The organism is Dysgonomonas sp. GY75 (genome assembly GCF_015234155.1).
Classification (GTDB): domain Bacteria; phylum Bacteroidota; class Bacteroidia; order Bacteroidales; family Dysgonomonadaceae; genus Dysgonomonas; species Dysgonomonas gadei.
Genome location: NZ_JADCLQ010000011.1, coordinates 23,347 through 45,821 on the forward strand (window position 1 = coordinate 23,347; position 22,475 = coordinate 45,821).

Genomic DNA, 22,475 nt, shown 5'->3' on the forward strand with positions numbered 1-22,475 from the left:
ATATGAGACTGCCTATTGACGATGAAGAAAAGGTGGAAATACAGATGTCGCCTTTGATAGACTGCGTTTTCCTCTTATTAATTTTCTTTTTGGTGACAACTATGATGAAAAAATCCGAGATGCAAATTCCCCTTTCGTTGCCGGCTATGACATCAAGTCTGTCCACGACCAAGAATATAGATAATGCTGTAATAATATCTGTGGATGATAAAAAACGGATTTATCACGTTATAAAGCATGATGCATACACAGGTGAAAATTATTATGTTCCAGTCAATGACCTGGCCTCTTTTCTGGATAATATAAGAAGCAAACAAGGTACGGGCATTAATATTGAAATTGCAGCCTACCGGACTGTACCGGTAAAAACTGTTATTGAAATATTTGACAGATGCCAATTACAAGGGTTTACCCGAACACGAGTAAGATTGGGCGGCAAACCATATAAATATTAAAGAAATGAGACTACCTATATTTGACAGCGAGGATGAACCGGAAGTATCCATGTCGCCTCTGATTGATTGCGTGTTTTTATTGCTGATATTTTTCCTTGTGTCTTCCATGACAAAAGTTAAAAGCAAGGACATTGATGTCGATCTTCCAGTTTCGGAAGCTGCGGTAAAGATGAAACCTGATGATAAGCAAGCTATTGTCGGGCTTGATAATAATGGAAGTCTCTATTGGGACGGGCAGCCTTGTTCTGCTAATTTCCTGATGGAGCAATTACGTGCTACAAGTATTTCTCAACCGGATCGCAGAATAAGGGTAGATATGGACAAAGATGCTCCGTTTGGCCGTTTTGTAGAGGTTATGGATGCCTGTCAGTTTTATAATTTAAGTAATATCGGAATACGGACTTATGATGAAAGCTACAACAAAAACTAGTTTATTAACTAAAATATTGTCCTGGCTGATTGCTTCGATCATATGTGCGGGTATCGTTCTGTTTTTCATATGTTCTCCGGCATCAGACCAAAACCAAACTTCCTTGAAAGAAAAGGAGAAACAAGCACCCGTAAGAGAAGTCAAGAAGCAGGACAAGCAGGAACAATCGCAACGGCCTCTCCCTCCGGATTATGCCAGGCAACTGGTAAGGCAATCAGAGGTATTGGCAAGAAAAGACCTGACCAATCGTCTGAAGAAATTTGAAGAAATGTCAAATAAGATGAGGCAGCAAAAAGATGAGCTTTTGATAAAGGTTGAAAACAGGAAATTACCTCCTTCTGCACCTCGCGATGCGAACAATACATCCATGGCTAGGAGTATCCTCCAGCCAGATAAAAACGCTTTGAGAACAAACCCTTCCATAGACGAACTGTATGGGTTATTAAGGGAATATGAGTTGGATATCCAGCAAAACCATATTGCCGTTAATGCAGCTAAACAAACACTTGCAAAAGGCCTCTCCTTTCCAGAGGTCTATAATTCTTTAAAGACAGGATCAACACGCATGCTCGATTTTGAAGAACTGATCCGTAACCAGAAAAACGGGGAAGAATGGGATCGTTCCTTAAGCAGTAATGCCAGTGGGGGATTAGAAATAAAGAACACAGCCGACTTAAATAGCTACAGGGGATTACTCGGAGAAGCATCACGTCAGGCCGGATTAGCCGGTGCCCGGTTAGAGGGTTTGTTTGGAATTCCTTCTGCAGGTAGTAGATCCGGCAAACACGGTGGGGCTGACGGGGCCGGCAAACCAAGCGGTTCCAATGGTCCCGGAGACGGATCCGGAAATGGTGACGGAGGACAAGGTGGTGTTGAGGCAGGAAGCGGAAGTTCCAGACGTTTAAATCATTATCAAGGGGCTCGCCTTAATCAAGCTATGGTCACAGCACAAGCTCTGCCTGGGCGTCGTTTTTCAAAGAATGTGGAACGCAAAGGCTGGCTGTACATTAACACGTGGTATATGATAGGGCCATGGGAGAATTTTGGCCACGATGATTTCGCTATCATCCATCCACCCGAAATATCCGTAGACTTTGATGCTGTATATACTGATGGACAAAAAGGATTAGGAATTGCAGAGACAGATTCCCATCCTCTTGAAGTTGTAGGGAATCAGGTTTATCTGGACGGGATGTTGAGATGGCAATTTAAACAAAGTGAGTCCATGCACAATACAGTTCCTGTTACTACAAATCATTCTACATATTATGCCTATACAGAGCTTTATTTTGATGAAACAACGGCTATGTTGGTTGCAATAGGAACAGACGATAGCGGACGGGTATGGATTAATGGTAAAGATGTTTGGCAGGATAGAGGATCTAGTTGGTATAATATTGATGAGCATATTACATCTTTCGATTTTCGGCAAGGATGGAATACGGTTCTTATCCGGTTAGAAAATGGAGATGGGCCTACAGGATTCAGTTTCTTAATTATTCCGGAGAACACTTCTGTCAATAAGTAAAGATGAAAAGTGTCATAAACAAGATTTAAGTTATATAAAAAACGATAGGATTCAGGGCAATCGCACCATTTGCGTAGTATGGGAACACCGCTTGAAGCCGGACGGGGAAAGATAACCACAGATGATTTCCGGCGCATTATTGAAGCTAAAGACAGGTGTAAAGCCGGGACTTCTGTTCCGGGACATGCCCTCTTTCTGGAAGAAATAGAATATAATAACGATATATTTAACAACGATGAGGATATCTAACCTTTTAAGTGGCAGAACACTGCGTAGATTTATGGAGAGTGAGAAGTCGGGAGGACTTACTCTCATCGTATGCACATTAATATCGATACTGTTAGCCAACTCCAGTATAGGGGAAGGTTATCGCGGGATATGGGATTTTCATGCAGGCAGCCATACTGTCGCAGAATGGATAAACGACGGATTGATGGCTATCTTCTTCCTTTTGGTAGGATTGGAACTGATCCAGGAAATTTATGAAGGTGAGTTGTCGAATATAAAAAGGGCCATGCTGCCTATTTCGGGGGCATTGGGAGGGATGTTGATCCCCGCAGCAATATATATGTCCCTCAACTTCGGAACGCATACACACGCCGGATTTGGCATACCTATGGCAACGGATATTGCTTTCGCTCTTGGTGTACTGTCTTTGCTTGGTAACCGCGTACCTGTTTCGCTGAAAGTATTTCTTACTGCTCTGGCAGTTATCGACGATCTGGGCGCTATCATTGTTATCGCTATATTTTACACAACATCACTGGCGTGGGTGTACCTGATTATCGCATTGGGCATGTTTGTGTTATTGCTCATTCTGAATAAGAAATTCAAAGTAACCAATCTTATCCCTTATCTTATAGGCGGTGTCATTATGTGGTATTGTATGCTTCACTCGGGTGTGCATGCGACTATTGCAGGGGTATTGCTCGCGATAACAATTCCTTTCAGGAGAGGGGACGCGAAATACTTGTCCAACAGGATGCAGCATGCTTTACACTATCCGGTCGCGTTTATTGTATTGCCTATATTCGCTTTGGCGAATACAGCCATGGTAATAGAGGGTAACTGGGACCAGTCGGTAGGAGAGCCGTTCGCAATGGGTATTCTCCTAGGCCTGATTGTCGGTAAGCCTTTAGGCATAACGTTACTCAGCTTTATCTCGGTGAAAACAGGCTTATGCGCGCTTCCCAGAGGTGTGCACTGGAAAGCATTGCTGGGAGCAGGTATGCTGGGCGGCATAGGATTCACGATGTCTATCTTTATTACTTTGCTGGCATTCAAAGGAAATGCGCACTATATCAATGAGTCGAAACTGATGATATTACTGGCTTCTCTGGCATCAGGAGTTATTGGTTGTATTTGGCTAAATTTCATATTAAAAAATAACATTAGAAATCAATGACAAACAATAAGCTGGCCTTAAATAAGTTATAATAGGCATATATTTTAAAAACTATTTTACTTTTATCTTCTTTGTTTCGTATATTATTTTTCCTGTATTGGAAACACCTTCCATCACTATTGTGTACTCAGAAGAGGTGTCAGCAGTATAGAAAGAAAAGGGCATCTGCCCATTTTTATCAGGTCTTAATCCTGTTTGCCAATGGATAGTTGTTCTGCTATCAGGAATTTCATTGTCCTGTGCTTGTTTAGTTTCATACTTTGGTGCATAATATTCCACTGGAACCTGATAGCCGAGAGGGTAAATGACATCTCTGTTTTTTTCGTATTGCCTGTTTTGTCCATACATGACACGTCTTTGATAAATTTCTGTAAAACGCTCATCTTCATTAAAGTTTCTATATAGCTGTCTTGAATCAAATTCATCATTTGTTGTTATATCTAAAAAAGGAACTGTAAATATTCCAGCAATAGCTCCGTAAGCAGGGTTCAACCTTTTTGTGAATTTTGTATGATAAATTCCATATAATAAATCATTGGCGGTTTCACTACTCATGTCTTTTATAAAAAGAATGCCCTTTATGTTATGCAATTTCAAAAATACCATTGCTTCGTCGAGAGGAATCCATCTGCCGTCTATATATGCAATCACTGAAGAGCCATGGTGCTCTAATGACCATTTGTTAATTCCCAAATGCTCCAGCAAATCTTCAAATGTGCGCACCTGAATATCCTTATGGATATCTTCAATATTGTATCTGGAATAATCCATCGTTCCTAAATAAGAGGCTGTAACCACAACCGGTTTTAATTGATAGGTATTGCCCGTTATCGATAAATTATATTCCTGTGGTATTACATCTATAGCACTATTTTCTGTGATTTTTTCTTGTATTACAAAAACTCGGACTTCAGGAAAGTTTTCTTTTTCGATTCTTATTTGTTGTGATTGGTCATGCCAAGCTGCCTTCTCATCAAATGCTCTGAGTCTAAAACCTGTGCCATTTTCAAACTCAATACTATCAGCCGCAAAATAGCCATTCTTATTTGTATATATCCTCTTATCGTATTTGTTATTTACGCCGGACACACTGATCCTATATTTTTTCTTTTTAGCGAAAATGAACTTATCAAAAGCTTTCCCTGTAATTTGCATATATCTTTCAAAATCGAGAATCGGCATTTTATAATTATTTTTTATAATCCCAGGTATATTGTAACGTCTCCATCCATGCGTCATCATCAGTAAGTCCAACGCAGCCGGGGTTTGTGGTTCATTACGGAAATAATACCAAGGGTTGTTTACATATCCTTTCAGTTCGGAGGTAAGTAGCAGGGTTGTAAGTATATTGCGGGATGTGTCGGCGGGAATATAATAATCATCTGTAACCGAAATGGAGAAATTGCCTTCTAATGGCTTATTGTTATTATCTCTCATATCTATAAGTATATTTACTTTTTGTCTTTTATCGTAAGATACTTCATCTGGTTGCATTTTACAAGTATAATTATGGGTATTATTATAATGGAAAGTCAGTCTTTCCGCCAGTGTATTAAGATCTTTGTCAAGAAGAAGGAATTGGATTACCCCTTCGGGAAAAATCTCCTTTTTAAAATATAGATGCTAGTCTTGATGAATCCACCAGTCTGCATATATTATAGCGCCTCTTACATGAGCTATAAAATAATATGGATTATTCAATGCATCAGAAGGTCTTTGTAATGTTATTTTATAAGAGTCTTCTTCCACATCTACCCTAAGACCAGCTTCTGTAACTTCTGTAGTAATATTATAAATGCGGGTTATATTGAATTTATTTGTGCAGTGTGCCTGATACTTTTGATTTTGCTGTGGAATAAATTCTACAATTCCCATTCCTTCGTGAATAGTAGAGTCGGATGCAAGGATATCCCCTGTGCTATCTATTATATTTATTCTAATATCTACACTATGTCCATTTATCCCCAATGCTTTAAATGCCATCTTGCAAGGTGCACCATTGATAAGGTATCCTCCTTCTGGGAAGAAGGATACATCATAATCCTGTTTATCTGTCGTTACAGGTAAAAAAGTAGAATATGAATATCCCGATTGATCGGAGAAATTAATCTTCATGGATTTATTTTTTAATCTATCATTCATGTCAAGATCAATCAGAATACTTCTGTCTTCATCAATTTTTAATTGCTTTGTATTCGAATCTTTAAGTTTTAAGCTAGCATTCAAAGGTGTTATTGTACGAAATAAATTATCTGTAAACTTCAGAGAAATCTTACTTTTATTTTCGCTCTCAAGTTGTGTCCGCATATAAGTTTTCAATCGGGACATATCTGTCGAATAAATTTTAATGCCTCTCCTGAAAAAGTAATCTTTGCCAAGATTTTCCATATGACGCGTATAGGCCTGCAATGCATAATTACCGTTCTCTATATTCATGGGAATGGGAATATATCCGCCTAATATACTATCAGTCATTCTGACTTTTGCCCTGTATATAACAGAATCGAAAGGATTAATCAGTTCTGTATATACATAGCGGCTTTCAGCATAAGGTATATGGAATACTGAGTGGACAATGTAAGGTTGTAGCCATAGTGTATCTCCGGGACGATAAACAGATTTGTCTATATGAAGATGTAATTTCTCCTGAGGATAAAGGGTTAATTGACGGGCAATCCGGTTGTACAAAGTATCTATTAATAAAGAGTTCTCTTGGGCATGAAGAGTAAAACTGGCAATCAGCATAGCGAGCAGGATATATTTTCTCATGGATTTCTATTTTTTTAACGCTAATCATTTTTTTATATTTTCAAATATAGGATAGCCCTCATTAATTCTTAGAGTATCACTAGTCCAATATTTCAACTCATATTTATATTTACTCTTATGCTTATCGATCCAATCATTGAGAGACTTCACAAAGTCAATAGATTTCATAAATTCATCTGACAAACTTGCGATATTGTCTGGTGATTCCACGAATTCTTGCCATTGCTCCGTTTTATCTGTAATTGTACATTTATCAATATTCCAAAAGCAATTACCTCCATATTTTTTTATTCCAGCAGGGATGATTTCCATTTCATATCTGCCAACTAACCCATCGGTATGTGATACATACTTACTTTCTATTCTACCCGAATTATAGAGATTTGAGAAATAAATCTTTGTTGGAGTACGCTTTGCCTCTTCTATAGATGAATTTTTTCCTCCAGAAGATGTGTCAGTGTTAATTTTTACAGGAATGCTTGATGAAGAAAATCTTACAGGAGTTTCATCTGTGCTTTCTATAGATTGAAAATCCATAGGCATTGGAGGATCTGGGATTACTCCTAGAATATAATCACCTCCGATTCCGCCAATAATTCCACTGACATAGGTCCGTCCTTTTATTTGTCCATTATTGAAACAATTGATTAATGTATATGTCCACTTCTCTCTTATTGTCATATATCCTAAAATACCTCCAATATCATCATAAGTGCCATAAACATGACCATTATTATAGCAGTTGTATATTGCTATTTTCCCCAATGAGGAACCAATGATTCCACCTATCCTATGCAGCCCCGATATTTCGCCGTAGTTTGAACAGTCTATGTAAGTATTGTCTTCTGCTGATACCCCGATCAATCCACCGATATTATTTCTTCTTCCACTTACAGTAGCATAATTATGGCAATTGAATAGAGTACTTTTATCCGTTGCTGCTCCAACAATAGCACCCACAGTATTAAAGGCTTTTATACAGGATTTCTTTATGCTTAAATTACAAATATTGGCACCTTTTATACAGCCAAAAAGCCCTTGATAAAAACCATTGGTTTCATTGTCTATATACAAGCCATATATGCTGAAATTCTGTCCGTCGAAAGTACCATTGAACGGAGTTTTTTTTGTGCCTAAGGTATCCATTGTGTTCGAATATTTGTTCCTCTCTCCCCATTTTGCCAACCGATAGTATCATTAAGAAAAATGTCTTTCTCTAACTTTATTTTTTTGCCTTTGAAATTGTTTCCTTTTATTACAAGTTTACTGAGTCCTCTTAATTGAGACGATGAGCTAATGAGGAAGGTATCACTGGATTTTATATACCAATCAGTATCAATTCCATGATCATTTTGTGCAATCAAAGACGAAAAGTTGCAAATATTGTAAAGTAAATATATGATAAATATTATGACATATTTGTTTTTAAACTTTTCCATTTAGTATTATCATATTTAAGATATGGACTTTTAATAATTTCGAACAATATTATATATAAATGTAAAAAAGAGGAGTAATAATTTGACGAAAGTTGAACTAAACGAGAGATCATTTTTTCATATTTTTAAGGCCTCTTGGAGTTTAGCTATAATACATATTGTATAGAATACAAACTTATTCGTCTCTAATAAACATTTTATTCTGCATAAATAATATTATCTCCTCCTTAACATTCTCTACGTTCTCCACTTTTTTATTTCTCATAGTTAAAAATCTATTTCTGTATTATTATTTGTATTGCCGATGTTGCAGACATATTAATTTTGTTATTGCTAATCGGGATATTCTCTTCTTTTACCCATTTATTCTCTTTATTAAAATATCCTGAACTCGCAGAAATAATTTTTAAAGAATCGGGGATAGTAAATTGTCCCGTTTCTGTGGATAACAATACATACTCCGACTCACTACGGCGGATACCAATAGCTTGTGCACGTGAGAAGGGAGCCATGAAGCTAATGCCGTCAATCCCCTCTTCTTCTTTGATTACAATATTCCCATCGTAGTTATAAACATACAGTCCCTTTTTATGTGCTTTTGTGGCTATATCCTGATTAGCCATATTCAGGATTTTATTTCTTTTTCGCACATCCTGAACATGGGGTCTTTCTATCAATACAGTGTCTTTATTTGTATATAAGTCGTTTCCGTCCACTGCAGCCATATTGTAATAGTTGAACGCTTTATTTCCGGACAAAGCAGCTATCTGGTAGATCGGAACTTTGGCATCTTTAGCGTCAATCTCCATTATCATGTTATAGTTTTTTCCTATTGCGGGCATCTGACCATTGAAGTTCCCTCTCACGGCTTGAGGAGTAGTCCCATAGACATCTATGCCTACAAAATCGATATTGGTTCCTCCATTGGTTCGTTTTTTTTCATTAGCCTTTATGTAGTTGGGAGTCATCCAACTTACACAATTCACTCGGGTCCAAACTTTATATTTCGAATCTTTGACTGCTGCACCCACATGATGGAAATATTCGATAATGTGAGTGGGAGAGATTGTTATTTCGTGTCCATGAGGTTCATTGCCGAGTTGTATGCCAATTACAGTATTGGTCTTTTCATTTCTATCATTCCATTCAGCAAGATGTTCCATTATTCTTTCTACGACATATCTCTCCCGATTACGCAGATTCTCATCATACCAGTCTAAGGTCCAAGGATCGGTATTTCTAACCACCTTAAATTCACTTGTTCCTTCTTTTGAGCAAACATAGTCCGGCACACGTATTTCCTTTACGGAAGTCTTATTATTCTTTGTCAGCCATTGTATGCGTCCGCCGCTACTCCAACTAAACCATAGCAGTTCCATTTTAAGGTTATACTTTTTGCACCACCCCATATATTTGTCTAATGTAGTCCAATCGAATTTATCCTTTTCGGGCTCAACATCACGCCAGCATATTGGGATGGAAACAGAATTGAATCCATCATCGGATGCTTGTTTAACTACCGCTTCGAGAGCGGTATCGCCCCAACCCAAATAACCCTTAAGCTTGTCTAAGCGTATTTGTATGCTGGTCATGTAGAACGTTTTCCCGTCCACACGAAGCACATATTTTTCAGAACCATCGAGTGATGTATCTACCCAAGAAACCAGCTCTTGGGAATGTGTTATGTTTATTGATGATAGAGCAATAAACAGATATGAGAAAATTCTTTTCATTTTAGCTTGATATTTATAAATACTATAAAATTCCTATTATTGAAGGTTACCATAAGCTGTAAACTCATAAATCCTTCTGCCTATGTCGCGGAATTGTTATTATGAACATTAATAACCAGTAATACATTCAGACGTAGGTATCTGTAATCGGACTTATCGTTGATGGACAAAATCTGAAATCCTACTTGCCAGTTTTCCGTACCATCGACAAGGTTTTCAATCGCATTTTTCTATGAATAACCTTGTAATCCGAAAAGAAATACAGATATCAATATAAGTGTTAGTCTTTTCATTTTGTTTTTTATTAGAATTATGTATGTAGGAACATCCATCGCTGATTTATTGAATATATAAATTTGATTTCTCTTAATCAAAACTTTGTCTTCTTTTTCTCGTTTTATTTCTTGCAATACTTATATAAATTTAGACTTAAATATAATAATCTATTTAGTTAAAAATCCTTTCTCCTATCTGGTCCATACGGATAAATTTTTGCTTCCGCATCGGCGCTATGTCCGCCTTTTATATCTTCTGAATAATCATAAACAAATGCCGGCACATAAGGGTCCATAGTGTTAATGAAAGATTTATCGGGAATAGAAGGTCCCACTCCATCTTTTCTCTTTACATTTGAATCACATTGCGTTAATGGAGGATGGGTATGAAATATTCCTACAACGTATTTTGCACCCTCCTGTGTTGGGTCAATATCTGATAATGCATATTCTGTAAAAGTGAAATTCAGATTATAAGTAAGTTCTCCATCCGTTGGGCAGTCATTAGTATCTCCCTGTAAAGTTTCTCCTTTTTCTATTAGTATCCCGGGGTATCCTGGGTCATTTGTCATATATATCAAAAAACCAAATTCGCGCCGTTCGTTCTGATTGCCTATACTAATCGATGTGTCCCATACGTCGTCCATATCGTACTTAACCCATTCTTCAACTGTGTCTCTATCGGGATAATCTACTCTTAAAATAACTTCATCTGTTTCAACTTCTTTTATTTCATTTTCATCTTCAATATTTTGAAAAGAAACAACACCTATCAACTTGTACTTTCCTCCTCTGTACATATTAAATTCTTCAGAGTAATCTCCATTAGAATCAAAATCAAAAACATGGTTAATAGTCCATTCTCCGCCATCGCTACCCAAGGATATCATACGAACGGAAAATGAATAAATTCTAAAACCATCGGATGGGACGGCATTAGCATATACGGTAAAATCATTTCCATTACCGATATCAAAACTTAAAGAACAATCAGATAGGCTACCTATACCCAACGTGCATGAACCTGGACTTCCCATTGTTTTTGTTGATTTTATTGCATCTTCTAATTCTTTGTCTATTTGATTGTCATGACAAGAAAAGATACCCAATAGTATAATAAATAGTAATATTATCCTTTTCATAAACATTTCATTTTTTTATTGAGACCTCTATCTCTAGCAGTAATACAACTTATAGTAGTTACATGTCAGATTTTCTCGTTCTTTCTAAACTTTGTTCTATAAATTGGGGATATCTTTCTTTTCCTCCTTCAAACTTGAAGTTCTGATATATTACTTCACGAAAAACAGGATAAGCCTCCAGAACTGTGGGTGAAACCGGATAAGCGGGGGGGGGACTAGATGAGTGATACCTGTCTCTGAAGTCTGGATACTTTACGAATAGACTATCTAAATGTTCCATATCTAATGAGTCGACATAATTAATCAATATATCAGTAGCATGAATACGATTGTTTGCATTTAAAATCCTTCGATACACCTCTTGGTGCCTTTCCGATTTTAATAGATTATTTAACCTTATATCCTGTATCTCTCTTTTTATAGCATATTTTTTCATAGATATACTATCATGATCTCTTCTTAGTCTCTTCATCTCCGGATCGCTGAGTTGAGGGCTACGCGTTTTTTTTAGATAATTTCCTCTTTCTCTTAATTTGTTTGTTAACTTCTGAGATGGTTCATTTAGTCTTTTTAGTTCTGCTCTCAACTCAGCTATACTATCCTTACTTTCTTGTGCATATGTTGCATATGAAAAACACATTGCTATGCATAATACTATTATTCTTTTAATAATTGTCCTCATAATATTTGTCTTAAATTATACAATCAAAATTCGTTCTTCATCAAAACGCATTATAGGCTTTACTTTATTTGTTCTGATAGTCAAAGTCTCCAATGGTAGGCTTCCCATTCATGCTCAAAGGGACTAAATTACGCTCTCTATTTCGTTTTGGTGTTAATTTCAACCTATTGAGGTGTTCCATAAGCAGCAAGCTCATAAACCCCATCAGCCCATGTAGCAGAGTTGTTGTTATGTACATTAATAATACGGAATACATTTAGTCGTAAGTATCTATAGTTTGCTTGCTCTTCTATTGGAAGTATTTGAAATCCAACCTGCCAGTTGTCTTTTCCATCTACAAGTACTTTATAATTTACTCCGTCGCTACTGCCTTCAATCGTATATTGATATGCGGTTTCGGAGCCATTGACCAGTTTGGTCGATAGGTTGATTTCAGAAATCTTTGCTTCCTTTTGCATGTCGATTGTCAACGAATAAGGATAGGAACCTCCTTGGAAATAGCAAGATGAATTTAATGAGGCGCCATCGGTTATGCACGCTGCATTTCCTTCTTTAGATGATGCAACTGTAGCTGTCGCAGGACAATTCAATGTCAGATTCTTTCCATTTTGGACAGGGATAATCCCATATTCGTCATGAAACTCCAGGTATCTGTAATAATCCATAGAGGCATAACCTTCGTTGAAAGATATGTCTGATATTCTCGGAAAATTTCCGTCCGGATCTTTGTGACGATACTGTGCACCCCAATGATAGCTCCATAATCCAAATGTTTGTTTATTAGTACCATATTTCCATATACTGTTGGATTGAGCTCCGAATGTAGAACTGTTTCCGATCTCTCTCAACGAGGTCCATACTCCATCTAATGCAATAGAAGAGGCATACATCGCTTGACTCGGATACCATCCCGAAGCTTTTGAGCTAAAGAAATAATATTTTCCGTCTTTCTTTATAATGGATGGAGTTTCTCTGTGTTGACCTATGAATATAGTATTAATTAGCGATACTGGCTTTGTCCATGATTCATCCAGCCGATATATATTTATATCGTTGTTTGTACGTGTTGCAGACAAAAGATAAGCAGAACCATCATCATCAACAAAAAGCGATTGATCTCTCGAGTCATATCCCAAAGGTCTATCTATTGTTCCAATCTCAAGTTCTCCTTTAGGACTAACTTGAGCTAAATAGATTTTAGCGGCGGTATATCCGTCCTGATCTTCATAGTGAGCAGAAATTACAACTTTGTTTGTCTTTTTGTTATATTGGAATCCGATGCCCTCGAATTTTACGTTTGGGGGATAAGAAGCTAACTTACGGGGAGTGCTCCAACTACCTTTCAATCCTGTTTTTGAAAACCTTTCGGAGATAATCCAATTTTCATCATTCTTTTCACATTTGTAAGAAAAATAAAGATTACCTATTTTAAACCCGCTTGGTTTTTCGATTTTGCTTTCGGATAAATATTTACCATTTTTATTATCGTAAACACTCACTTCTCCGGTGGGAGAAAATGTAGTTGCTTGTTGAGAAATGGCAGATGCCATCTTGGATTCGCCCTGATATGCTTCCACATGATAGGAATAGGTCTTGTCTGCGGCTAAATCATAGTCATCGTATGTATCTCCTTTGGTTTCACCAATCAATTTACCATCTCTATAAATTTTATACTTGTCCGCATCCTTTCTTTGTATCCAGTTTATCTTCACATTATTAACTTCATTTTTACCGAAAAGTTTAAAGGAAGTCGCTGTAACAGCCCACAAGTTTATCGCGAAATCAGCTGTAACAACTTTACTCTTTTCGTTACCCACATATGCTATCGCGCTAACTCTGGTTGTTTTGTCTATTTTAACAGGAGCCGAATATTTAAGGCTATTTTTGTCAGGCTTGCTTCCGTCAAGAGTATAATATATTTCGGTATTGGCATCTTTGTGAGTTAAAGTAAGCTTTTGTGAATCCCAAAAATTGCCTCCGGCAGATGGATAATTTGGGGCTGCAATGCTTGAACTCGTCTGCTCCACAGCAATCAGGCTGATGCTGGCATTTTCCCAAAACTGACCAGCCAATCTATCGGTTTCGTATGTAATAGTTGTAGGTTTTATTAACCGCAAGTCATGAGAAATAAATACAGGAGGGTGTATTTTATCATCAGAAACTGTAGTTGCCACCGATTGGGTATTAATGCGGGCATTATTGACCCTGAGCCAACTGGCAAAGGACTGTTTTATACTGGGTACATAAGCCACTGTAATTTTATAAGTGCCAGGTTGTAGTGTTAATTTGTATATAAGGGCATTTTTGTTTTCTTTGTCCTTTGTGATGAACGAGGTGGCCCAATCATCTTCATTCCCTTGAGTAAGATAAATACCTTGGCCAATGTAACCCCATTTATTTGTTTCGGATATATATTTTTTATCGGGTTGCTCATTTAATAGCAACTCCTTCCTTAAAGATTTTGCAGCATCGAAAATCTGTGATTTATTTGGAGATATCCTTCCTAGGTCAATAAGATATACTAGGTTTTCGGGTAGAACCCACACCGTTGCTGAAATATCCTTTTTATCCGCCTTGCCTTTGACAATGACTTTCTCAAATGTTTTTTTGAATAGTTCAGGGGCGATTTTTTCCCATGTAACAAGTACTTCTGTAGAACTGATCTTTACTTTTTCAGGTAAAGCCGGTAATTGATTTATCTCTGTTCCTATGACTATTGTTTCATTTGACTGAGCGAGAACCGGAAATGTTGGTAGTAAAAGCGACAAAGCCAAGATTAACAAATAATATTTGTTCGTATATTTGCTTTTGGTATCTATATGTATAAATGACATTGATATTTATTTTAGGTTATATTGAAACTCTTTTCAATGATGTGGCAAAAAAACAAAGATGTGTGGGCATATAAATTAGGCCCAATCACATCTTTGCGAAAACTAAAAATTGTAGCTATTTACTGTTGCTCGGATTTTGCCTATATGCTTTTGAAAATATATCAGCTTCCTCATATTTGTATTTTTTTGAATCGAAATAAACCGCAAAGTCTTGCATATATTTATTTGATAGTACTGATAAATAAAGACCAGTACCTGCAAAGGTAGACGAGCCTGATACGGTCAAATATTTTCCATCTCTCACATTTTTTATATTGTAATAACCATCTGTTACCGACTCGAACAACCATAGCTGAGAGTCGTCTCCTGTAATAGTATTTAAACGTAGAGTTCCAAATACAGACGATAAGAGTTTCCCGCTTTTCGTATCTTTTATCTGATATATGGTTGGAGTTGAGGACGGAATGAATTCTAAGCTAAGGTTCAAATCATCATTATCATCCTCTATGGTAAAGCCTTTATTCTCCGGTTTAGAAACTAGACGGTTCGATTGTTTTTCTAAAAGTGCATAAACATTGCCCTTCTTTATCTCCTTTGCTCTTTTATAACGGTACATATCATCAAATACAGATAAGTTCCATTCGTCATACCACCTGATAGTAGGATATCCCGAACGCATATTGATAGGGAGCCATACATAATCAGATTTACCTACATCTTTCGAATTCCAACGGTCTCCCATATAGATATATGCATTTTCTTTGCCTTCAACTTTCAACACATAGCAAGATTGAGACCTATATGTTACATGTTTTTGCGGATCGACTGCAAAATTGAATCCGGTGTGCCATTTACTTAATATATCGGTTGTATAAGCGCTGTGTCCCGGATTAGGATTCCATCCGGTACATCCGGAAAAAAGTCCGAAATATATATCCTTAAACTTGAAAATAGATGCAGCTTCATATTTCATCCCTTTTAATATCATATTGTCTTCTTTAGCCGGTTCCAAATAATCATCACGCAAAAGTGATATATAAGTATTGGTATTCATATCTGTAGAACAGAAATGATATGCTTTTCCATCCGTATCAAGAAAAAGAGTCTGGTCTCTTGATTCCTGCCCATTTGGACGGGATGTTTTGTATAGATTGTATGGACCTTCGACATTATCACTAACAGCAACACATACACGGGCTGCACCATAACCTTCTCCGGTTTCCCAATGGCTCCACATGACCCATTTGTTTGTAGTCTTATTATAGACTACTTTAGGGCGTTCAAACAAACGACCCTGTGATATGTCATTCATATCTTCCTTTCTTTCCCCGGTAGTAGCCATTGCCAGTCTGACTCTTTTCCAATTGTATAAATCTGTCGATTTATAACAGCTAACACCATTTGATACCATACCTGTACGATCTTCACCAAACCAATAGTAAGCATTATTACTATAAACGACACATCCTCCATGTGCGTTAATCTGAGAGCCGCTTGTATCGTTCCAAACAACACCCGGTTTGAAGCTCTTGTTTTGCGCATGAACATTTATTATTGACGTTATCGCAAAAAATATAAAAAATAAAGTTTTTTTCATTCTGTCCTTTGTATAATTAAAATAGTTCAGGAGAATTAATACGAATAAAATTCCTTCCTGAACTATTTAATAATGGAAACTAATTTAATGTGATATTTAGTCGGGGCTGTACCGGAGCATATGCTCCGGACAAGTCATATGTAAAATATTCCAAATCGGCGGAGAAGTTTTCAAATCCAATTTTAGGAGTATATTTTCTTGATACGCCTGTAAGTTTTATATTGTCAATTTCTAAAGGACTAATATCTTCACCCCATCCGCTACCTCCGGTATGAAGGACAATGCGGAGTTGTTTACATTCGGTCGAAGTAGTATAATCTATAGAATATGTTTCAAATGCATTACTGGAGATAAGAGCTTCAGCCTTTTTCTCACGATCCTGCATTTCACTGATTACAATCTTGCCCGCTAATTTACCCTCTTTTTTTCTAATACCTCCACGGGCTAATGCTGAAAGTGTATACGTTTCGTTAGGGGCAACATCTACGACTTGTACTATTTGGGGATCGCCCCAGCTTTGATTCCATTTATATGGACGTAACCTGAGAATATGATTATTGATGTCCTGTGTATTATCCAGCTCTTGTTTTACCAGATATTGTTCCGAGCAATATCTGTCAGCTATTGCAATATTCCATCCTTCAATAGCTGAAAGCAATCCATCTGTACTTCCTTTATATAAAGTATATTCTCCTTCAAACCCAGGGTTTTTTAGTAAATTCTCAACAGGATCCCCGTTCCCAGTGGCAAAATCGGGTTGTGTACCATAATCTGCTAAGCGAACAGTATCGACAGGTAAACCATCGCGGAAAATAAATAGACGCTGGTCTGGTGTTACTGCTAAACGATAAGTATGCGCCAAGCCATCATTGTTATAGAATCTGCTACGACCTCCTTCAACGGCTGTAACCGGATTTGATATACTTTTTTTGCCACTACCATAAAATAAAGCCAAACCTGTATCATATTGTCCTTCACCACTATTCACATTCGCTTTTAAACCATTTCCATATCCGTCAACAAAATAAGGATTAAATTCTTTCTCCATGTCATCTGCCTTGACACGGAATTCGATTGTATACCCCTTGTTTGTCGGGTTAAAGCCATCATTCTTTGTTTTTTCAAACTTATCGTCATTTCCTTTATAAACAGGAGACTTACTCAAGTCTTTTGCCGGAAGAGCAGTTCCGTAACCTGCAATAGTTACATGTTTACGGATATCGCCACTACGAATAATAAGTTGCCCTTCAGTATAACTTTGGGTGCTATTCAGAGTTACTTTTACAGAAGTTCTCTTAGTAGTAGCAGAGATTGTTTCCGGTGTTACAGAAAAACCATTCGGGGCAGTAATCTGAACCGGTAAGCCATTTGGCAGATCATTGGTATCAATTGTAAATATTGCAGTATTGTTAGTTCCGTTAATTACCAACTGGGGTACAATCTTTTCCTTCTTTGACTCTTCTTTATCTTGCGCTATAGTCGTTAAGGGAATAACTGTAGCAAAAACGGCACTAAACAGTATTGCTTTTAAAATTCTTTTTTTCATGAGATTCATTTTATTTTTAAGTTAATAAATTTATAATTTTATTTTATTATCTCCATAATAATCAATAATCTATGTAACACCTTTAGATTGCATTTGCAACTTCCCATACAATTTTCATAAGTTTACCATTCTTCTTTATTTGGCATAATTGTTGACTACGCTTGATCGGGTAGTACACCTTATCAGACGAAAGTGGATATAATATTATGAAATTATGGAGTTTTCATGGTTTAATAATTGTAAGGTGTTTTATCGAAACAAAAATATAGATAAGGGTCCGACAAAGAGTTCTCTAATCATTCAAAGAGGTCTGATTTTAGAGAAAAACAACCTCACTGCCTCTTTTGAGTTAAAAAATCGGTCAAAAGGGTTCAAATATCTATAAAATCAATAATTTTAAGATATACTGAAATTGAACTCCAAATTTAATTGTGTAACATTGTATACAGTAACCAATTATAGATACTAAATAGAATACTATGTTTCTCAATATTAACCGTATCAGTGTGGTTGTTTTCCTTATTTTGCAGATATTCACTTGTGAAATGAGGTCCCAGCAAATATCAGTAGAATCAATGCCTTTATCCAGATATTTACCATCGAATTCCGTACAACGTATCTTTCAAGATAAAGAAGGCTTTATCTGGTTGGGTACCCGTGATGGATTGTGCCGGTATGATGCATATAATATGCTTATATTCCGTTCGGGTGTGCGAAATTCTTCTATTCTTACGGATAATGATATCACATGTATAACAGAGGATAATGATAATAACTTGTTTATTGGTACGAAGAAAGGGGTAAATATTTTAAACAAGGAAACTTACCGGATAACCCCGATGGAGCACAAAGAAATAAAAGAGCAAGAAATTCGTTCTATCTTGATCGATTCGGAAGGATATATTTGGATTGGAACATTATCATGGGTATATCGGTTCTCTCCTGATCTTTCTTCATGGAAGAAGTTTGACCATGAACTCCCAATAACCAGTGTGAACTCTATTTTTGAAGATACTAATAAAAATATTTGGATATCCTTATGGAGTGAAGGTTTGCACAAATATGACTCTCGTAAAAACACTTTTGTAAGACAGCCTAAAATAGGAGAACGGGACAATCCTTTTAAATTCTTTTGTGATAACAAAGGAAGATATTGGTTGTGTACATGGGGAGATGGATTATATAGGTTTTATCCAAATAATGAACAGCAAACGTACAAACCTGTGGAAATAATCTCTCCTTTTCATAAACAGAACAAAGAAGATGTATATTTTAGCATAACCCAGGACCAAAAATACGGTTATATCTGGTTGATGTCAACCTCCGGAGTGTCGGCTTTTTCTTGTGATGACAATAATAATATAGTAGAAATAGATATTTCATCTTCATTTAAGAACTACAATAATATATTTAGCGAACTAGTAAGTGATAAGGATGGCAACCTTTGGGTCGCAGCCTTTAGCGAAGGAGCTCTTACGATAAATTTGGAAAAACCGATAGTAAGGAATTATGTGATATCTTCAATAAAAGAAACTACCGGCTTTTCCACCAATATAGGGGCTATTTACAAGGATGATGAAGGAGAGCTCTGGATAAATCAAAACAGATGGGGGTTTGGACTTTTTTCTCCTCAAAAGAATAAGATTCGTTTCTATCATGAATTTCCTTCATTAAAAGATTTACCCGGTATTAACTTTATAACATGTATTGCCGATCTGAAACCTATAAATCAGGAAATATTATTGGCTCCGGTAAGCGAACCTTATATCTATAGCGTGAAAAAGCAAGGTGGAATACCGGTTTTGACAAATATATTCAAACTGAATAATATAACAGATAAACCGGGTAGGCCACGTCTTTTTTTCAAGGATAGGGATCACAATATGTGGATAGCAACAACAACCTGCTTGTTAGTCAAACCGAAGGGCAAGGACACTATAGAGAAAACCCAATTTTGTATCTCAGGTATTACCGGCATAACAGAAGACAATGAGAAAAAGCTTTGGATTTCGACCAAAAATTCCGGAATATACAAACTATCCATAGAGGGTCTGAAAAACGGATCGGGTAAAGCCGAACATTTAAGTGCTGAAAATAAGTCATTAATTAGTGACAATATCGAAACAATTTGTTCTGATGCAACAGGAAATATCTACATAGGCAGTAAGGAAGGGCATATTTTTATATATAAATGGAGAGAAAAAGTCATTGAAAATCTATCTGATAGATTTGACCTTCTGCATGAGGGTATTCAAAATATCACGATTGATAATATTGGGCATGTCTGGATATCGACCAATAAGGAAATAATAGAATATAATCCGGAGAATCAGGGTTCTATGGTTTATTTATCTAACAATGAATCAATAATTAGTTCCTTTTTTTATAACTCATTATATAATGATGGTACAGGCAATTTGTTTTATGGTGGAAACAAAGGAATATCCGTATTTAGCCCTTATAATAAACTGTCAGAAGAACCGCAACGGATAAAAGCTGTTATTACTAACCTTAAGATTAACGGAACGCCTGTTTTGGGATTGAATGATAATGATCGGTTTCAAGTTAAAAGTCAAACCATACATATACACCCCGGTGACAAGAATATAGAATTGGCTTTCTCTTCTTTAAATTATGTATTTTCTTCTAAAATGCAATATGCATATAAATTAGAAGGAATTGATGATGATTGGGTGTATACAGATGCTTCCCGCCCTTATGCCTTTTATAACCATTTACCTAAAGGGAATTATACTTTCCTTCTTAAGACAACAGATTCAAATGGGTTATGGAGCAAGGAAACCGCTATGATAAATATATATAAGTCCCCGGCATTTTATGAATCATGGTGGGCTTATTTATTATATTCTTTCGTTGTAGTAGTATTAGTATATAGTGTCTATAATAGAGCAAGGAATCGAATTCGTTTAAGGCAAGAATTACAAATCGCTCAAATTGAAAAAGAAAAGGGTGAAGAATTAACTCAAATTAAATTACGATATTTCACAAATATCTCCCATGACTTTCTAACTCCACTTACCATTATCAATTGCCTGATAGATGATGTGGAAATGTCTTACAAAAATAAGGTTCCTCAATTTGCAATAATGAGAGCCAATATAGACAGATTAAAACGTTTGCTGAGGCAAATCATTGATTTTAGAAAAATAGAAAGCGGAAACATGAAATTAAAAATCACCCAAGGAGATATTTCGCAATTTATAAAAGATATATGCTTGAGTAATTTTGAACCGTTAATGAGTAAAAAGCAAATTAATTTTTCATTTAATACTGTTGCGGAACAGATCCCTGCATATTTCGATTATGATAAAGTTGATAAAATAATATTTAATTTACTTTCAAATGCTTACAAATATACTCCGGAGTATGGGGAAATAAAGGTTGAATTAGAACAGTATCATGCAGAGTTTCACAACTATGTAAAAATAACGATTAGTGATACCGGCATTGGTATTGCCCCTGAAAATCTAGAGAATATTTTTATGCGTTTTTATACGGATAAGAGAGGAGGTCTAACCGACACAAATGGGATCGGGCTCTCCCTGACAAAAGAATTATTGAATTTACACCGTGGAAGTATCAATGTAGAAAGTCAATTAAATAAAGGAACCATATTTACCGTAAGAATACCTATTGACAGTATGAGCTATCAAGAAACCGAGATTAATATTTCAAACCCTATTATAGACGATAATATTATAACTTCGGAAAAAGATATATATTCCGATGTAAGAATAAGTTTATCTGAAATAGAAAAAGAGGATATCCAATTATTACTAGTTGAGGATAACGAAGAGTTGTTATACTTGATGTACCACATATTATCGAAACGTTACGATGTAATAATTGCAAAAAATGGATTAGAAGCCTTAGGCGCTATAAACAAAAACGAAATTGACATTCTAATAAGTGATGTAATGATGCCGGAAATGGATGGACTTGAATTATCCCGGACACTAAAGTCCAATATCGAAACAAGTCATATTCCTATTATTTTATTAACAGCCAAGAACAGTAATGAAGACCGTATTGAATGTTACAATGCTGGAGCAGATGCTTATATCTCAAAACCTTTCGATTTAAAAGTTCTTGAAGCCCGCATCAGCAACTTTATTCAAAACAGAAAAAACAAACAAAGAGAGTTCAAAACAGACGTTGTTCTTGATACCTCTACTCTCGAAACCTCGAATATTGACAAAGAACATTTGGACAAAATTATACAAATAATACAAGAGAATATTTCGGAATCAAGTTTTGATGTGAATATGTTAGCAGAAAAATTACTGGTGTCAAATTCGTCCTTGTACCGGAAAGTGAAAGGGATGACAGGTTTGTCTCCTGTTGAATTTATACGGAATATCCGGCTAAAGTATGCAAGTCAAATGTTGAAGGAAGGAACACGCACTATTTCAGAAATAGCTTATGCCTCGGGATTTTCTAATCCAAAATATTTTTCAACATGTTTTAAAGAAGAATTTAATATGACACCAACAGAATATCAAAAGATGAATCATATCGAATAAATCTTTTCTTTATCAGAGGCATTATTTGGAAAAATCAAAGGCTATTGCATCATTTTGTAATAGCCTGAATTATTTTTTAGAAATATCCCGCTCAAT

At 36.2% G+C, this 22,475-nt stretch carries 15 protein-coding genes and 1 pseudogene; 6 read left to right on the top strand and 10 right to left on the bottom strand.

All coding sequences use genetic code 11. The features are described from left to right. Positions 1–2 precede the first annotated feature (2 nt). From IR083_RS05160 to nhaA, 5 genes and pseudogenes are all read left to right on the top strand, one after another. Positions 3–455, top strand: a complete 453-nt coding sequence (locus IR083_RS05160; protein ID WP_194223515.1) for an ExbD/TolR family protein — start codon at positions 3–5, stop codon at positions 453–455. A gap of 4 nt (positions 456–459) precedes the next feature. Next, entirely contained in the window at positions 460–885 is a 426-nt protein-coding gene (locus IR083_RS05165) for an ExbD/TolR family protein (protein WP_194223516.1), read from the top strand. Next, positions 860–2,413 (top strand): OmpH family outer membrane protein, encoded by a 1,554-nt coding sequence (locus IR083_RS05170; protein ID WP_194223517.1) that lies wholly within the window; start codon positions 860–862, stop codon positions 2,411–2,413. Before IR083_RS05165 ends, IR083_RS05170 begins: the two co-directional genes overlap by 26 nt. 78 nt (positions 2,414–2,491) lie before the next feature. Further along, positions 2,492–2,662 (top strand): annotated as a pseudogene (locus IR083_RS05175) (tRNA pseudouridine(38-40) synthase TruA); the annotation flags it as partial. Then, positions 2,649–3,818: a Na+/H+ antiporter NhaA gene (gene nhaA / locus IR083_RS05180; protein WP_194223518.1), complete on the top strand. Its 1,170-nt coding sequence runs from the start codon at positions 2,649–2,651 to the stop codon at positions 3,816–3,818. The pseudogene IR083_RS05175 and the gene nhaA, both read left to right, overlap by 14 nt. A 51-nt stretch (positions 3,819–3,869) precedes the next feature. Here the strand turns inward: nhaA and IR083_RS05185 are convergent, their stop codons facing one another. From IR083_RS05185 to IR083_RS05225, 10 genes are all read right to left on the bottom strand, one after another. Continuing rightward, positions 3,870–5,312: a hypothetical protein gene (locus IR083_RS05185; RefSeq protein ID WP_194223519.1), complete on the bottom strand. Its 1,443-nt coding sequence runs from the start codon at positions 5,310–5,312 to the stop codon at positions 3,870–3,872. Positions 5,313–5,441: 129 nt separating this feature from the next. Beyond that, the gene (locus IR083_RS05190) at positions 5,442–6,587 is read right to left on the bottom strand and encodes a hypothetical protein (RefSeq protein ID WP_194223520.1); all 1,146 of its coding nucleotides are present in this window, start codon (positions 6,585–6,587) and stop codon (positions 5,442–5,444) included. A 24-nt stretch (positions 6,588–6,611) separates the two neighbouring features. After that, the gene (locus IR083_RS05195) at positions 6,612–7,733 is read right to left on the bottom strand and encodes a hypothetical protein (RefSeq protein WP_194223521.1); all 1,122 of its coding nucleotides are present in this window, start codon (positions 7,731–7,733) and stop codon (positions 6,612–6,614) included. Further along, positions 7,721–8,026, bottom strand: coding sequence for a hypothetical protein (locus IR083_RS24450; RefSeq protein WP_206759849.1), 306 nt, complete (start codon positions 8,024–8,026; stop codon positions 7,721–7,723). The genes IR083_RS05195 and IR083_RS24450 overlap by 13 nt, the downstream gene beginning before the upstream one ends. Positions 8,027–8,301: 275 nt before the next feature. Next, entirely contained in the window at positions 8,302–9,759 is a 1,458-nt protein-coding gene (locus IR083_RS05200; RefSeq protein ID WP_194223522.1) for a DUF4978 domain-containing protein, read from the bottom strand. 451 nt (positions 9,760–10,210) lie between these two features. Further along, positions 10,211–11,176, bottom strand: a complete 966-nt coding sequence (locus IR083_RS05205) for a hypothetical protein (RefSeq protein WP_194223523.1) — start codon at positions 11,174–11,176, stop codon at positions 10,211–10,213. A 58-nt stretch (positions 11,177–11,234) separates the two neighbouring features. Beyond that, positions 11,235–11,858, bottom strand: coding sequence for a hypothetical protein (locus IR083_RS05210; protein ID WP_194223524.1), 624 nt, complete (start codon positions 11,856–11,858; stop codon positions 11,235–11,237). A 164-nt stretch (positions 11,859–12,022) separates the two neighbouring features. Next, entirely contained in the window at positions 12,023–14,692 is a 2,670-nt protein-coding gene (locus IR083_RS24785; protein ID WP_194223525.1) for an FN3 associated domain-containing protein, read from the bottom strand. A gap of 115 nt (positions 14,693–14,807) precedes the next feature. Then, positions 14,808–16,289 carry an RICIN domain-containing protein gene (locus IR083_RS05220; RefSeq protein WP_194223526.1) on the bottom strand — a complete coding sequence of 494 codons (1,482 nt, stop codon included), beginning with the start codon at positions 16,287–16,289 and terminating at the stop codon, positions 14,808–14,810. 79 nt (positions 16,290–16,368) lie between these two features. Next, positions 16,369–17,835 carry a sugar-binding protein gene (locus IR083_RS05225; protein WP_194223527.1) on the bottom strand — a complete coding sequence of 489 codons (1,467 nt, stop codon included), beginning with the start codon at positions 17,833–17,835 and terminating at the stop codon, positions 16,369–16,371. A 545-nt stretch (positions 17,836–18,380) separates the two neighbouring features. Between IR083_RS05225 and IR083_RS05230 the strand changes: the two genes are divergently transcribed. Continuing rightward, the gene (locus IR083_RS05230; RefSeq protein WP_317174687.1) at positions 18,381–22,379 is read left to right on the top strand and encodes a two-component regulator propeller domain-containing protein; all 3,999 of its coding nucleotides are present in this window, start codon (positions 18,381–18,383) and stop codon (positions 22,377–22,379) included. Positions 22,380–22,475 lie beyond the last annotated feature (96 nt).